Here is a 13,245-nt window from a genome sequence, read left to right on the forward strand (position 1 = left end):
CCTCCGGGGCCGGAGACGACGCCACCGGCGTGCCGCGCGAGCGGCGCACCGGTGGCGTCGCCGTTCGCCGGAGCCGGCCGGTTCCGGAGGCCGCCGCGTCCCCGGGCCCGCCGTTTCCGCCGCACGCGCCCTGGGGTTCAGCCGCCGAAGTGCCGTACGCCACGGGGTGTGACGGCCGCGTGCACCGGCCGGTCGTGGGCCTCCTGCGGAACCCGCGGCACCACTTCGTCCGCGTACAGCAGCACCACCCGGGCCGGATCGGCGCCGGCCTGCTCGAGCCGCTGCAGAACCCGGTCGTACGATCCGCCGCCCCGCCCCAGCCGCATGCCGCGCTCATCCACCGCGAGCCCCGGAAGGAGCACCGCGCCGGCCTCCAGCACCGCCGCCGGACCGAGTCGTGGGCCCGCCGGCTCCAGCAGTCCGCGCCGCGCCGGGCGAAGCGACCCCGGCCCCTCGTAGACCGCCCAGTCCAGGTCGTTGTCGGCCATCAGGACGGGCAGCAGTACGCGGACGCCGGCCGCGCACAGCGCGTCGAGCAGTCCGCGGGTCCCGGGCTCACGGCCCACCGAAACGTACGCGGCGACCGTGCCGGACCGTGTCAGCACGGTCAGTTCGAGGGCGTGACGGATGAGTCCGCGCTCCGCCGCAGCGACGTCCTCGGGTGTACGGTGCGCTCTCAGAGCCAGCAGCCGCTGCCGCAGCTCCGCCTTGACCGCCTGGTTCTCTTCCACGGGGAGTTCGCATTTCCTCTCTCATCGTCCGGCACTAACCGGAGCTTCACCTTCTGCTCATACGCACCGGTTATGGTTCTCGGCATGACCGAATCGCGTTCCCGGATCAGCAAGGCTGTCATCCCCGCTGCCGGCCTCGGCACCCGCTTCCTCCCGGCGACCAAGGCCACTCCGAAGGAGATGCTCCCGGTCGTCGACAAGCCCGCGATCCAGTACGTGGTCGAGGAAGCCGTCACCGCGGGTCTGTCCGACGTGCTCATGATCACGGGACGCAACAAGCGCCCGCTCGAGGACCACTTCGACCGCAACTACGAGCTCGAAGAGGCGCTGCACCGCAAGGGTGACGAGTCCCGGCTGGCCCGGGTGCAGGAGTCCAGTGACCTCGCCACCATGCACTACGTCCGCCAGGGCGACCCGCGGGGCCTGGGCCACGCGATCCTCTGCGCGGCCCCGCACGTCGGCGACCAGCCGTTCGCGGTGCTCCTCGGCGACGACCTGATCGATCCCCGCGATCCCCTGCTCACCCGCATGGTGGAGATCCAGGAGCAGCAGGGCGGCAGCGTGGTGGCGCTCATGGAGGTCGACCCGTCGCAGATCCACCTCTACGGCTGCGCGGCCGTGAAGGAGACCGGCGAGACGGACGTCGTCCAGGTCACCGGTCTGGTGGAGAAGCCGGACGCGGCGGACGCCCCGAGCAACTACGCGATCATCGGCCGCTACGTGCTCGACCCGTCCGTGTTCGAGGTGCTGCGCCACACCGACCCCGGACGCGGCGGGGAGATCCAGATCACCGACGCCCTCCAGACGCTCGCGGTCGATCCGGCCATCGGCGGTCCGGTGCACGGCGTGATCTTCGACGGCCGCCGCTACGACACCGGCGACCGCGGCGATTATCTGCGCGCCATTGTCAGGCTCGCGTGCGAGCGTGAAGATCTGGGTCCGGAGTTCCGGACGTGGCTCCGCAGTTTCGTCGACGAGGAGATGTAGCGCGTTGAGCAGCACCGCGGGACAACCGGCCGCCGGTACCGGAACGCAGGGCGAGGACGGCGGCCCGGGGGCCGCACCCACCGCGGATCGCGTCTGGTCGGTGCCGGAGCACCTCGACGACGTCCTGCGGAACCTGAAGCCCCTCGAGCCGATCGAGCTCCCGCTGCTCGAGGCCCGGGGCTGCGTCCTCGTGGAGGACGTCACCGCCCCCGTCGCCCTCCCGCCGTTCGACAACAGCTCGATGGACGGATACGCGGTGCGCACGGCCGATGTGGCCGGTGCCACCGAGGAGTTCCCGGCCGCACTGACCGTCGTGGGTGACATCGCCGCGGGGGCGCGGGATTTGCCCACCGTCGGGCCCGGCGAGGCCGCCCGCATCATGACGGGCGCGCCGCTCCCGCCCGGCGCCGAGGCCGTCGTTCCCGTGGAGTGGACCGACGGCGGGACGGGCACCGGGCCCGTGACCTCCATGGCCGCCCACGGCACTGCCCCCGGGGGAGGGTCGGGGGAGGTCCTCGTCCACCGGCCGGTCGGGGAACACGGCCATGTCCGCGCCCGCGGCAGCGACATCGGCGCCGGTGCTCTCGCGCTGCGGGCCGGGACGGTCCTGGGCCCGCCGCAGATCGGTCTGCTCGCAGCGATCGGCCGGGCCGTGGTCCGGGTGCGCCCGCGTCCCCGCGTGGTCGTCCTGTCGACGGGCAGCGAACTCGTCCCGCCGGGCGAGACCCTCGGACCCGGCCGGATCCACGACTCCAACAGCTACGCCCTCACTGCGGCAGCCCGTGAGGCCGGGGCCATCGCCTTCCGGGTCGCCTCGGTATCCGATGACGCCGCCACCCTGCGGGCCACCGTCGACGACCAGCTGGCCCGGGCCGACGTGCTCGTCACCAGCGGCGGCGTCAGTGTCGGCGCGTACGACGTGGTCAAGGAGGCGCTCTCCCGGCCCGACGAGGAGGGCGGGCGCGTCGAGTTTCGCAGGCTCGCGATGCAGCCCGGCAAACCGCAGGGCTTCGGCAGGATCGGACCGGACCGCACGCCGCTGCTGGCCCTGCCCGGCAATCCGGTCAGCTCCTACGTCTCGTTCGAGCTGTTCGTGCGCCCGGTGATCCGGACGCTCATGGGCCTTCCGCCGGACGATCGCGGGACGTTGCGAGCCGTCTGCCCCGAGGGCGTGGCGTCGTCGCCTCGCGGCAAGCGGCAGTTCCTTCGTGGCCGGTACCACGGCGGCACGGTCACTCCGGTGGGCGGTTCCGGATCCCATCTCGTCAAGGCGCTTTCCGACGCCAACGCCCTGATCGTCGTCCCCGAGGAGACCACGAGCGTCGCGCCCGGCGCCGAGGTCGACGTGGTGCTGCTCGGCTGAGACGGGCTCCCCGGCGGTACCGTGTCTGCCCACAGGGACCGCACCGGGAGAACAATGAGCAGCGCCCAGCACCACCTCACGCACATCGACGCGGCGGGTGAGGCCCGCATGGTCGACGTATCGGAGAAGGACGTCACCGCACGCACGGCCACCGCCTCCGGGCGGGTGCTCGTCTCGCCCCGCGTCGTGGAACTCCTGCGCGGGGAGGGCGTTCCCAAGGGGGACGCCCTCGCCACCGCCCGCATCGCCGGGATCATGGGAGCCAAGCGCACCCCGGACCTGATCCCGCTGTGCCACCCCTTGGCGGTGTCCGGGGTGAAGGTCGATCTGACGGTCGCCGACGACGCCGTCGAGATCCGGGCCCGGGTGAGGACCACCGACCGGACGGGCGTCGAGATGGAGGCGCTGACCGCGGTGACGGTGGCCGCGCTGACGGTCGTGGACATGGTGAAGGCCGTCGACAAGGCCGCCGTCGTCACCGATGTCCGGGTCGAGGAGAAGACCGGCGGCAAGTCCGGGGACTGGTCGCGACCGGGCCGGGCCGGGGACGCGGCATGAGCGCGCCGGACCACGACGGGGCAGCGGACGGAGCCGGGCGCCGTCGCGCGCTGGCCGTGACGGTCTCCAACCGGGCCTCGGCCGGCGTTTACGCCGACAAGGGCGGCCCGTTGCTGGTCGAGGGGCTCTCGGCGATGGGGTTCACCACCGACGGTCCCCGGATCGTCCCCGACGGAGAGCCGGTGGAGGCGGTGCTGCGCGAGGCGGTCGCGGCCGGGTACGACGTGGTGCTGACCACGGGTGGTACCGGCATCTCGCCGACCGACCGCACACCCGAGATGACCCGCCGCGTCCTGGACCGCGAGGTTCCGGGGATCCCGGAGGCGATCCGCGCGGAGGGACTGGCGAAGGTGCCGACGGCGGCCCTCTCGCGCGGCCTGGCCGGCGTCGCGGGCGGAACCCTCGTGGTCAACCTGCCGGGTTCGACCGGCGGGGTGCGTGACGGCCTGGCCGTCCTCGAGCGGCTGCTGGTCCACGCCGTCGACCAGATCCGCGGCGGCGACCACGCCGGGTCTGCCGGGAGTTCGAACTGAACGCCCCGTGGCCGGTCGAGCTGGCGGACCGCGACGTGCGGCTGCGCCCCATAAGGCTGCGGGACCATGCCGCCTGGCGTGAGGTCAATCTGCGGAACCGGGACTGGCTGCGCCCGTGGGAGGCGACCGTTCCACCGCCGGGTCCGCGCGGGCCGGTGGCCCGGCGTCCGTCCTACCGGCAGATGGTGCGGCATCTGCGGACCGAGGCACACCAGGGCCGGATGCTGCCGTTCGTGATCGACTACCGGGGCCGGCTGGCCGGGCAGTTGACGGTCGCCGGCATCACCTGGGGCTCGATGTGCTCGGCCCACATCGGGTACTGGGTGGACCGGGCGGTGGCCGGACGGGGCGTCATGCCGACCGCGGTGGCGCTGGTGACCGACCACTGTTTCCGGACGGTGGGACTGCACCGGGTCGAGGTCTGCATCCGGCCGGAGAACACGCCGAGCCGTCGCGTCGTCGAGAAAATCGGATTCCGCGAGGAGGGGCTGAGGCCGCGTTATCTTCACATCGACGGCGCTTGGCGTGACCATCTCGTCTACGCGCTGACGGCGGAGGAGATTCCTGGTGGCCTGCTCACCCGTTGGCACCGGGAACAGTCCAACGCAGGCCACAAATAAAATATGTGTTCGAAATAGTTCAGCAATTGGCCACATTCTGCAGACGGTTGATCGCATCAATCACAAAAAAGTCTCGAGATATGAGCTAGATCGTGCGACACACCGAGCCAATTGGCGGATGGCCTCATGCGAACCCCTCTACCGTGTGAGATGTGAGCAGCAGCGGCCTCATCTATGCAGTCATCGTCGGGGCCTGGGCCGCCTACCTGGTGCCGATGTGGCTCCGAAGGCAGGACGAGCTCAACGAAGCCCGTCCGACGGAACGCTTCAGCACCGCCATCCGGTTGCTCTCCGGACGGGCGGGAATGGAGCGCCGGTACGCCAAGGAGCTGGACGAGCGCTACGCCGGGGAAGCGGAGGCCCTCGGTGACGGGGGACCGGCCGATCCGGACGACGGCACCACCGGCCCGGACGTCGTGACCGACTCGGTCGACGTCCGGTCCTTCGCCGTTTCCGCTTCCGCCGATGCTCCCTGTCCCGACGGCGCAGAAGCCCCGGCCGACGCTCCGCCGAGCCGTACGCCGGCCCGCCCCGGGCACACCGGTGCGGAACGCCGGGCGCGCTCGAAGGTCCTGGCCCGGCGCAGACGCACCACGATGGTGCTCTTCCTGGCCTTCACCCTCGGGGCGATCGTGGCGGCCGTCGGGGGGCTCGCCTTCCTGTGGGCGCCCGTGGTGCCGGCGCTGCTGCTCAGCGCCTACATCGTGCATCTGCGGGCTCAGGAGCGCCGCCGCTTCGCGTTCACCATGGACCAGCGGCGGGCCGAGGCCGCGGCGCAGCGGCTCAGGGAGCGGGATCGGCGGACGCGGCAGGAGGTCCGGGATCCCGGCGGCGAGAACGACACGGTACGGGCGCCCGCCCCCGACCCGGAGATGGTGACCGTCCGGGTGCCCGCCCCGGCGTCCCCGCACGCTGCGGGCCGCCGGGCACTGGTCGAGCAGACCGATCACGCCGAGTGGGTCGACCAGCAGCGGGAGCGCCGTCCGGCGGACGGCGAGAGCTGGGAGCCGGTGCCGGTTCCGCTGCCCACCTACGTGACGGCCCCGGTGGCGCCGCGCGCCGCCGCCCGTGTCGACCTGGAGGCGGGCGATGCGTGGAGCTCGGCCCGGTCCGGCTCCGCCGAGCCGGCCGTGGACCTGCCCGAGCAGGCCGCCGGGCCCGGTGGGGCGTCCGCGGAGCGCCGGCCCCGGGAGCGCGGACGCACGCCGCTCTTCGACCAGTACGCCGACGAGGACCGGCCCCGCGCTGCCAACGAGTGACGCCCGCGCCTCCGCCCCACGGGGACCGTGCTGACCAGCGGGGAGAGCGCCCCCGCGGGGGCGGGGATCGGATTTCCGACCAGCCCGCTCGGGGTGCTAGAGTCTCACTCGTCGCAAGGGCCTGTGGCGCAGTCTGGTAGCGCACCTCGTTCGCATCGAGGGGGTCAGGAGTTCAAATCTCCTCAGGTCCACAGACAGACACCGAGATCCCGCCCGATCACATCGATCCGGCGGGATCTTCGCGTTGGCCGGGGCTCCTCCGATCGGAGCCCCGGCCCTTGCGGGGCGGTCGGTCAGACGCGGTCCGCCGCGATCAGGAGGTACTGGAAGGAGCCGTCCTTGTACGCCTTGATGAACGCCTCCTCGATTCCGGTGACCAGCGAAGACGTGGCCCTCAGCTCCCAGTAGGACAGCGTCGCGGCCGTCAGGTCGACGACGGCCTGCGGTACGAGACGGTGGTCGGCCATGGCGCGCAGGTACTCGCGCCGGGAATGGATGTTGCACTCGAAGTGCGCGTTGATCCGGGAGACCCACTTCGACGGCTGGCCGTAACACGGGTTCCAGCAGCCGGTGATGGTGACGTAGCGGCCGCCCGCGGCCAGGACGCGGGAGTGCTCGGCGAAGAGGTCGTCCAGGTCGACGTACATGCTCGACTCGTTGTTCCACGATCCCGCGACGCGCCCCGTCTCGAAGGGCATGCCGAGCATGTTGCACACGCGGGCCCGGACGTGGTCCTCGATGCCGAGTTCACGGGCGCGCCCGTTGGCGAAGTCGGCCTGCTTGGCGGACAGGGTGACGCCCTCGACCGTGCAGCCGAACCGCTGATGGGCCATCACCATCGAACCGCCCCGGCCGCAGCCGGCGTCCACGAGTGTGGCGTCCCGCCCGACGGGGCCCAGGTGGTTCAGGAGGACCTCGGCCTGTGCCGACTCCAGGCGGTGGAGTTCGGCGATCAGGCGCTTCTCGTAGCCGCTGTCGCCGGGGTCGCCGAGGGCGGCGCGGTCGACGTCGCCGATGCCGTAGTGGTGGTGGTAGAGCCCGTCGACGTCGCCGAGACGCAGGTTCACGGGCCTGGCTTCCTGGTCCCAGTAGCGGGCGATGTCCCCCTGGTAGGGCGACGCCGGGGCGGGGACGAACGGGGAAGTGCCGGTGGTGAGCTCGGTGCTGGTCACAGAGAAGTCCACTCCTTACCAGAAGTCGGGCAGGCTGTAGCGATAGGTGTTGGTCCGGTGCCAGTAGTGGTTGCCGTCGACCCATACGGCGACCCCCCGCAGGAAGCGCAGGACGCTCGGGAAGGGGCAGGCGGCGGCCAGGGCGGCCGACTCGGCTTCGAAGTCGTGCATGAGGTCGTTGTGGACCTCGACCGCCTTCAGATAGGCGTCCCGGTCGGACATGCCCTCACGTTCGGCGATCACCACGGGCAGGTTCAGATGCCGCCCGGGGGCGGCGAGTTCCTTGGTGTACGAGTACAGGTCGTTGACGATGGTGGTGGCGTTGCCGGCGAGGGCGATGACCCGCTGCACGGCGGGCTGCGCGTGCAGGTCGGCGGGCATTTCGTAGCCCCCGACGGTGTCGGTGATGGTCGGGCAGGGACGGAAGTTGTTGAACTGGCGCATCGCCAGGTACTCCCACACCTCGGGCACGTGATCCGTCTCGGCCCACGCGGCCTCGGCGAGGTACCCCAGGTGCAGACGGGCCATGTCGTGCCGGAACCGGTCGGCCTGCGAGGGGGTGGCCCGCCGGAGGAAGTACTCCATCGCGGAGCGGTAGGCACGCCGGGGTGCGTCGGACCGGAGGGACTCCGTCCACGCGGGTTCGTACTCCTTCGTGGTGTGCAGCGGGTCGAGGGCGGTGTGCGCCAGCAGGAGGCGACTGCCGAGGCCGACGGGTGAGCCGCCGTGGTCCTCGCAGTAGCAGTCGTCGACGGCGTTCTCGGCGACCATCAGCCGGGTGGCGATCATCAGGTGGTCGACGGTCGGGGCGTCCGGATGGCAGGCGACCATGTAGCGGCCGACGGAGAAGCCGTCGAACTGGTCCTCCCACTCCGGGGGGAAGGCCTGCACCTCGTCCACCGCCCAGGCCTTGATCCTGCGGCCGACCTCCGCCACCCGCGCCGGGTCGGGCTCCGGCACCGGGTGGTGGTGGAGCCCGGGAACGGGTTCGCCCTCCGCCGCTTGCGCGGGGGACGGGGGAGTCGGGGGGTTCCGGCGACGGGCCGGGTGCAGGCTCGTCGTGCCCAGACCGCTCGGGCCGCGCAGAATCCGTTCCAGGGCAGAGGCGATGTCGCGCGTGGTGCCGGTGCCGGTGCCGGGCCCGGGGACGTCTGCCGGGACGACTCCCGCGGTGCGGACGGGTACGGCTGGCGGGCCCGGCAGGGCGGGGCGCGTGCGGCCGACGGCTTCCGTGCCGGTCGCGTGGGTGCTGGTGCTGGTGCTGTTGCGGGTGCGGGCGGCTGGGCGGTCCGCAGTGGCGCGCGGGCCGGACTGCGGAGGGGAAAGCCCGGGGTCGGACATCCGTGACTCCTTGGCGTGATGGCGGGCTGAGCCGGTTGACGACCGGTGCCGCCCGGCCCGGAAGGGTCCGGGCCGGCCGTCCTGTCCGTCCGACGGCCCCGTCACCGGTCGCGCAGCCGGGCGATCTGCACGTTCTCCAGCACGCCGAGTGCGTCGGGGACCAGGACGGCGGCGGAGTAGTAGGTGGTGACCAGGTACGAGATGACCGCCTGCTCGTCGACGCCCATGAAGCGCACCGACAGGCCCGGCTCGTACTCCTCCGGCAGGCCGGTCTGCCGCAGACCGATGACACCCTGGTTGTCGGCTCCGGTCCGCATGGCGAGGATCGAGCTCGTGTTCTCCTGGCTGACGGGAATCTTGTTGCAGGGCAGGATGGGGACCCCGCGCCAGGCCGGGACCTGCTGCCCGCCGAGGTCGACGTGGTCGGGGTAGAGCCCGCGGGCGTTGAACTCCCGCCCGATCGCCGCGATCGTCCGGGGGTGGGCGAGGAAGAGCTCGGTGCCGCGGCGGCGGCAGAGCAGCTCGTCGAGGTCGTCCGGAGTGGGCGGACCGGAGTGGGTCTGAATCCGCTGCTTGAAGGCGGCGTTGTGGAGCAGACCGAACTCCCGGTTGTTGATCAGCTCATGCTCCTGCCGCTCGCGCAACGCCTCGATGGTGAGCCGGAGTTGCTCCTCCGTCTGGTTCATCGGCTCGTTGTAGAGGTCGGCGACCCGGGTGTGGACCCGCAGAACCGTCTGAGCGACGGAGAGTTCGTACTCGCGCGGGTTGAGTTCGTAGTCGACGAAGGCGCCCGGCAGTCGGGCCTCGCCGATGTGGCCGGACGACATCGCGATCTCGGCCTCGCCGTGGCGGTTCTGCCGCGGGCGGGGCAGGGCTCCGACCTGTCGAACGTGCTCCCGGAGGCCCGGAGCCGTGGACAGCACGGCCTCGAAGTCGGCGCGGGACAGGGTGAGCAGGGTGCCGGCGGTCTCGGCCGTGGCGGTGCAGTCCCACCGGGCGTCGGCGTCCAGCAGGGCGTCCTCGCCGAACCGGTCGCCGTCGGCGAGCACGGCGACGGCGACCTCGTCGCCGTACTTGCCGACGGAGGTCCGGCTGATCCGGCCGTGGGCGATCAGATGGACCTGCTTGGCGAGGGTGCCGCGCTCGGCCAGGACCTCGCCGGGGCGGAAGTCGCGCTGGACGCACCGGTCGGCGATCGCGGTCAGCACCTCGACCTCCTCGAAGCCGCGCAGCACCGCCAGTTCGCCGAGCTCGCGGGGGATCACCCGCACGTCGGCGCCGTCCTGGACGAACTCGATGCGCCCGTCCCCGACGGTGTGGCTCAGCCGGCGGTTCACCCGGTAGGTGCCGCCCTTGGCCTCCACCCAGGGGATCATCCGCAGCAGCCAGCGGGAGGTGATCTCCTGCATCTGCGGAGCGGACTTGGCCGTGGTGGCGAGATTGCGGGCGGCCGCTGTGCTCAGGCTGGACTGCTGCGGCATCTCTGGCTGCGCTTCCGGGCCGGTCTCTACGGTCATCGGGCGAACTCTCCTTCGTGTGGGGGTGATCGGCAGGCGTGCGCCGACCGGTGAAAGAGGGAGGGGGAAGGTGAATCACGGGCAATCCGTCCGGATGCCGAGGAACGCTAGTGGCCGGTGTGCCCGGCCGGCTCCGGGAAGCCGGTGCCGTTACCTCGATGCAGCGATCTTGATCGACGCCGGGTTTATCCAGACAACCGATGGCATTCGGGGTGCCGGTCTGGGTGCGCCCGGGAAGGGGCGGATGGCGCGCGGTGGCGTGACACCGGTTGCCGGGAGCGCCCGGAGGGGGCGTGTTGCCCACCTCTCGGCGGACCGGCTGCCCGCAGGCCAGAATGGGCCGACGCGGCGAAGGCGACGGCGGAAGGGGCGCGCATGCGGACCAGCCGGCTCGGACGCAGTGCGGTGGAGGTCACGGAACTCGGCCTCGGCGGCGGGCCGCTGGGCAATCTCTTCACCGCCGTGGACGACGACGCCGCCGCCGCGACGCTCGCCGCCGCCTGGGACTGCGGGATCCGCTTCTTCGACACCTCGCCGCATTACGGCCTCGGCCTGTCCGAGCGTCGTACGGGCAACTTCCTGCACGGGAAGCCGCGGGCGGAGTTCACCCTGTCGACGAAGGCCGGCCGGCTGCTCGTCCCGCAGGATCCGGCGGGAGGGACGGACGAGAGGTTCGCGGTGCCCGCCACGCACCGCCGGGTCTGGGACTTCTCGCGCGACGGCGTCCGGCGCAGCCTTCAGGAATCGCTGGACCGCATGGGCACCGACCGGGTCGACGTGCTGCTCCTTCATGACGCGGAGGAGCACTTCGAGACGGCGCTGCGCCACGGCTGGCCCGCACTCGCCGAACTGCGCGCCCAGGGTGTCGTGGGCGCCGTGGGCGCGGGTATGCACGACACCGCCCTGCTGGCCCGTCTCGTCCGGGAGGCCGATCTCGACGTGGTGATGCTGTCCGGCCGCTGCACTCTGCTCGAGCGGAGTGCACTCGACGAACTCCTGCCCGCCTGCGCGGAGCGAGGCGTCTCCGTTCTCGCCGCATCCGTCTTCAACTCCGGCCTGCTCGCCTCGGCCCGGCCCGCCGCGGGCGCCATGTTCGACTACGCGCCGGCCCCACCGGAGTTGCTGCGCCGGGCGCACCGGATCGCCGACGTCTGCGCGGCGCATGCGGTGACGCTGCCACAGGCGGCGATGGCCTTCCCTCTGCTGCACCCAGCGGTCGTCGGCGTCGTGGTGGGCATGCGCTCTGCCGCCGAAGTGCGCAGCGACGTCGAGGCGTTCGAGACCGGGGTGCCCGGCGGGCTGTGGACGGATCTGCGCGAGGCCGGTCTGCTGGGCGAGCAGCTATCCGGTTGACACCGCACCTGCGCCCCGCAAGAGGGAGGCCTCCCTGGCCGCGGCGCAATCCGTTGCCTGGGTCAACGGTCGGCTTGAAGTCATCGGTATACGCGCCGAAGTTGTATCGCGCGGGGCCTTGGCCGTCCCGTAGCGTACGCAGGAGCGGCCCACAGGTCCGTACTCAGGCAGCGTCAGCGGTCCGGATTCGGATCGCCATGCCCCCTCACGCGGGCCGCACACCCACGCACTGTCCCGCGCACACCTTCGCGTGTACTTTTCGCCGTCAACGGCCACGATCGGTCCGTCGGCAGAAGACTTGTGGGCGTGAAGTCGGAACCTCCGGATGTGATGGAAAGTCAGGTCGACGTGCACCAAGGTGTGTTGCAGTACCGGCAGCAAATCGTCGCGGACCCGCAGCAGTTCGCCGTGGTGCGTCGCAGCGTGGGCGCGTGTCTGCGGACGTGGGGGCTGAGGAGTCTCGTCGAGGCCACGGCGATGTGTGTGACCGAGATGCTCTCCAACGTGCACCGGCACGTCGAGTCGCCGGACTGCGAACTGCGCCTGGAGCGGCTGCCGGAGGGGATCCGTGCCGTGGTGGGCGACTGCTCGGCCGCCCTGCCCGACCTGGTCGGCGACGAGCCCGACTGCTTCGCCGAGTCCGGGCGAGGGCTCTTCCTTTTGAGTCGGACCGCCGACCGCTGGGGCAGCACGCCGACGGCGACGGGCAAGGAGGTCTGGGTGCTGCTCCGTGAGGAGGGGGTCTCGGGCGATGGGCCCGACTGGGGCCCGGCGGGTCCCGAGGGCCTGCCCCCCGATGGGTCCAGGGCCTGGTCCGGTTGAGGTCGACGGGCCTATCGCTCGTCGGTTCATAGGGTCTCGGGACTCAGGAACCTTTGATTCCAAGTCCTAGTGAGGCCCATTCTTGCGAATCGATGACATTGGGCGTTGACGAGGTCGATGGGTCACCGCAGAGTAGGCGGCACGCGTAGACGAGCCGCACGGCGGAGCAGCCTCTCCGTGCCGGACTCGTGCAGGTACCTGATCATGCACGCCCCGCACGTCGAGAAGAACCATCGATTCCGGAGGATGCACATGAAGCGCACCGCACGAACCCTGTTGCCCCTGGCGCTCGGCGCCGCGCTGCTGGCGCCCCTCGCGCCCACCGCGTCGGCCCTTCCGGCCGCCGGCGACCAGGCGCAGACCGCCTCGGCTCCGGCCGCCGCGTCGCTGTCGACTGCTGAGGCGACCGCCTACAGCCGCGACACCACCATCACCCGGGCAAAGCGGTGGCTGACCGCCAACAACGGCAGCCAGGTGCCCTACAGCCAGGTCCGGTACTGGAACGGATGGCGACAGGACTGCTCCGGCTACGCCTCCATGGCCCTCAAGCTGGGCAAGCCCGGCACGAACACGGTCGGCCTGGCGAGCAGCACCTACACCTACAAGATCAAGATGAGGAACCTGAAGAAGGGCGACCTCGTCATCGACCCGAACGGCACCAGCACCAGCCGCCACGTCGTGATCTTCCACAAGTGGGCCAATGCCGCCCACACCCGCTACTGGGCGTACGAGCAGCGCGGCGGTCACGGCACCGACCACCGGCGGCTCAGCTACGGCATAGGCAAGGACCAGTACGACGCCTACCGCCCCAAGAAGTACTGAGGGGGGGCGCCGCCGCGACGGAAAGCCGTCCCGGCGGCGCGGCGTCCGGGGCCGCGGTCCACGGAGCCGGGGGGAGTGCAGGGCCGCGGCCATGAACCCACCGGGATCGGTGCCTCGGGGACACGAACCCTCGCACCGGCCGGAAGGCCCCGGGGCCCGGACGCCGC

Annotated in this window: 13 protein-coding genes and 1 tRNA gene; 10 read left to right on the plus strand and 4 right to left on the minus strand. The window is 71.6% G+C overall.

The features are described from left to right. Nucleotides 1–137: 137 nt before the first annotated feature. Entirely contained in the window at nt 138–731 is a 594-nt protein-coding gene (locus M1E25_RS17215; RefSeq protein ID WP_251416463.1) for a 5-formyltetrahydrofolate cyclo-ligase, read from the minus strand. 84 nt (nt 732–815) lie between these two features. Here M1E25_RS17215 and galU point away from each other — a divergent pair, with 84 nt between their 5' ends. The 7 genes from galU to M1E25_RS17250 all read left to right on the plus strand — a co-directional run bounded on the left by galU (nt 816) and on the right by M1E25_RS17250 (nt 6,242). Beyond that, nucleotides 816–1,718 (plus strand): UTP--glucose-1-phosphate uridylyltransferase GalU, encoded by a 903-nt coding sequence (gene galU, locus M1E25_RS17220; RefSeq protein ID WP_251416465.1) that lies wholly within the window; start codon nt 816–818, stop codon nt 1,716–1,718. 4 nt (nt 1,719–1,722) lie between these two features. Beyond that, nucleotides 1,723–3,081: a molybdotransferase-like divisome protein Glp gene (gene glp / locus M1E25_RS17225; RefSeq protein WP_285830870.1), complete on the plus strand. Its 1,359-nt coding sequence runs from the start codon at nt 1,723–1,725 to the stop codon at nt 3,079–3,081. 54 nt (nt 3,082–3,135) lie between these two features. Further along, a complete protein-coding gene (gene moaC / locus M1E25_RS17230) occupies nt 3,136–3,639 on the plus strand; it encodes a cyclic pyranopterin monophosphate synthase MoaC (protein WP_251416468.1) in 504 nt (167 codons plus the stop codon). Next, nucleotides 3,636–4,172, plus strand: coding sequence for a MogA/MoaB family molybdenum cofactor biosynthesis protein (locus M1E25_RS17235; protein WP_251416471.1), 537 nt, complete (start codon nt 3,636–3,638; stop codon nt 4,170–4,172). The genes moaC and M1E25_RS17235 overlap by 4 nt, the downstream gene beginning before the upstream one ends. Further along, the gene (locus M1E25_RS17240) at nt 4,169–4,792 is read left to right on the plus strand and encodes a GNAT family N-acetyltransferase (RefSeq protein ID WP_251416792.1); all 624 of its coding nucleotides are present in this window, start codon (nt 4,169–4,171) and stop codon (nt 4,790–4,792) included. Before M1E25_RS17235 ends, M1E25_RS17240 begins: the two co-directional genes overlap by 4 nt. Before the next feature lie 152 nt (nt 4,793–4,944). Then, nucleotides 4,945–6,051 (plus strand): divisome protein SepX/GlpR, encoded by a 1,107-nt coding sequence (gene sepX, locus M1E25_RS17245; protein ID WP_251416474.1) that lies wholly within the window; start codon nt 4,945–4,947, stop codon nt 6,049–6,051. Between the two features lie 117 nt (nt 6,052–6,168). Beyond that, nucleotides 6,169–6,242 (plus strand) — tRNA-Ala (locus tag M1E25_RS17250). 102 nt (nt 6,243–6,344) lie between these two features. Here M1E25_RS17250 and M1E25_RS17255 read toward each other — a convergent pair. From M1E25_RS17255 to M1E25_RS17265, 3 genes are all read right to left on the minus strand, one after another. Next, nucleotides 6,345–7,223, minus strand: coding sequence for a geranyl diphosphate 2-C-methyltransferase (locus M1E25_RS17255; protein WP_251416477.1), 879 nt, complete (start codon nt 7,221–7,223; stop codon nt 6,345–6,347). Nucleotides 7,224–7,238: 15 nt separating this feature from the next. Beyond that, complete coding sequence (locus M1E25_RS17260) at nt 7,239–8,564, minus strand: family 2 encapsulin nanocompartment cargo protein terpene cyclase (RefSeq protein WP_251416480.1); 1,326 nt, start codon at nt 8,562–8,564, stop codon at nt 7,239–7,241. 101 nt (nt 8,565–8,665) lie between these two features. Further along, complete coding sequence (locus tag M1E25_RS17265; protein WP_251416483.1) at nt 8,666–10,081, minus strand: family 2B encapsulin nanocompartment shell protein; 1,416 nt, start codon at nt 10,079–10,081, stop codon at nt 8,666–8,668. Between the two features lie 375 nt (nt 10,082–10,456). On the opposite strand from M1E25_RS17265, the gene M1E25_RS17270 reads away from it, so the two are divergent. From M1E25_RS17270 to M1E25_RS17280, 3 genes are all read left to right on the plus strand, one after another. Continuing rightward, on the plus strand, nt 10,457–11,434 hold the full coding sequence (locus M1E25_RS17270; RefSeq protein ID WP_251416486.1) for an aldo/keto reductase: 978 nt from the start codon (nt 10,457–10,459) through the stop codon (nt 11,432–11,434). A 306-nt stretch (nt 11,435–11,740) separates the two neighbouring features. After that, nucleotides 11,741–12,256, plus strand: coding sequence for an ATP-binding protein (locus tag M1E25_RS17275; protein WP_251416488.1), 516 nt, complete (start codon nt 11,741–11,743; stop codon nt 12,254–12,256). Nucleotides 12,257–12,508: 252 nt separating this feature from the next. Beyond that, complete coding sequence (locus M1E25_RS17280; RefSeq protein WP_251416490.1) at nt 12,509–13,078, plus strand: hypothetical protein; 570 nt, start codon at nt 12,509–12,511, stop codon at nt 13,076–13,078. The last annotated feature ends 167 nt before the right edge of the window (nt 13,079–13,245 follow it).

This window comes from Streptomyces meridianus, assembly GCF_023703325.1.
Lineage (GTDB): Bacteria > Actinomycetota > Actinomycetes > Streptomycetales > Streptomycetaceae > Streptomyces > Streptomyces meridianus.

Bases quoted from the DNA above. Each gene is read 5' to 3' on its own strand.
- moaC (WP_251416468.1), top strand. From the start codon at position 3,136: ATGAGCAGCGCCCAGCACCACCTCACGCACATCGACGCGGCGGGTGAG.
- M1E25_RS17270 (WP_251416486.1), top strand. From the start codon at position 10,457: ATGCGGACCAGCCGGCTCGGACGCAGTGCGGTGGAGGTCACGGAACTC.
- M1E25_RS17235 (WP_251416471.1), top strand. From the start codon at position 3,636: ATGAGCGCGCCGGACCACGACGGGGCAGCGGACGGAGCCGGGCGCCGT.
- M1E25_RS17280 (WP_251416490.1), top strand. From the start codon at position 12,509: ATGAAGCGCACCGCACGAACCCTGTTGCCCCTGGCGCTCGGCGCCGCG.
- M1E25_RS17265 (WP_251416483.1), bottom strand. From the start codon at position 10,081: ATGACCGTAGAGACCGGCCCGGAAGCGCAGCCAGAGATGCCGCAGCAG.
- M1E25_RS17260 (WP_251416480.1), bottom strand. From the start codon at position 8,564: ATGTCCGACCCCGGGCTTTCCCCTCCGCAGTCCGGCCCGCGCGCCACT.
- galU (WP_251416465.1), top strand. From the start codon at position 816: ATGACCGAATCGCGTTCCCGGATCAGCAAGGCTGTCATCCCCGCTGCC.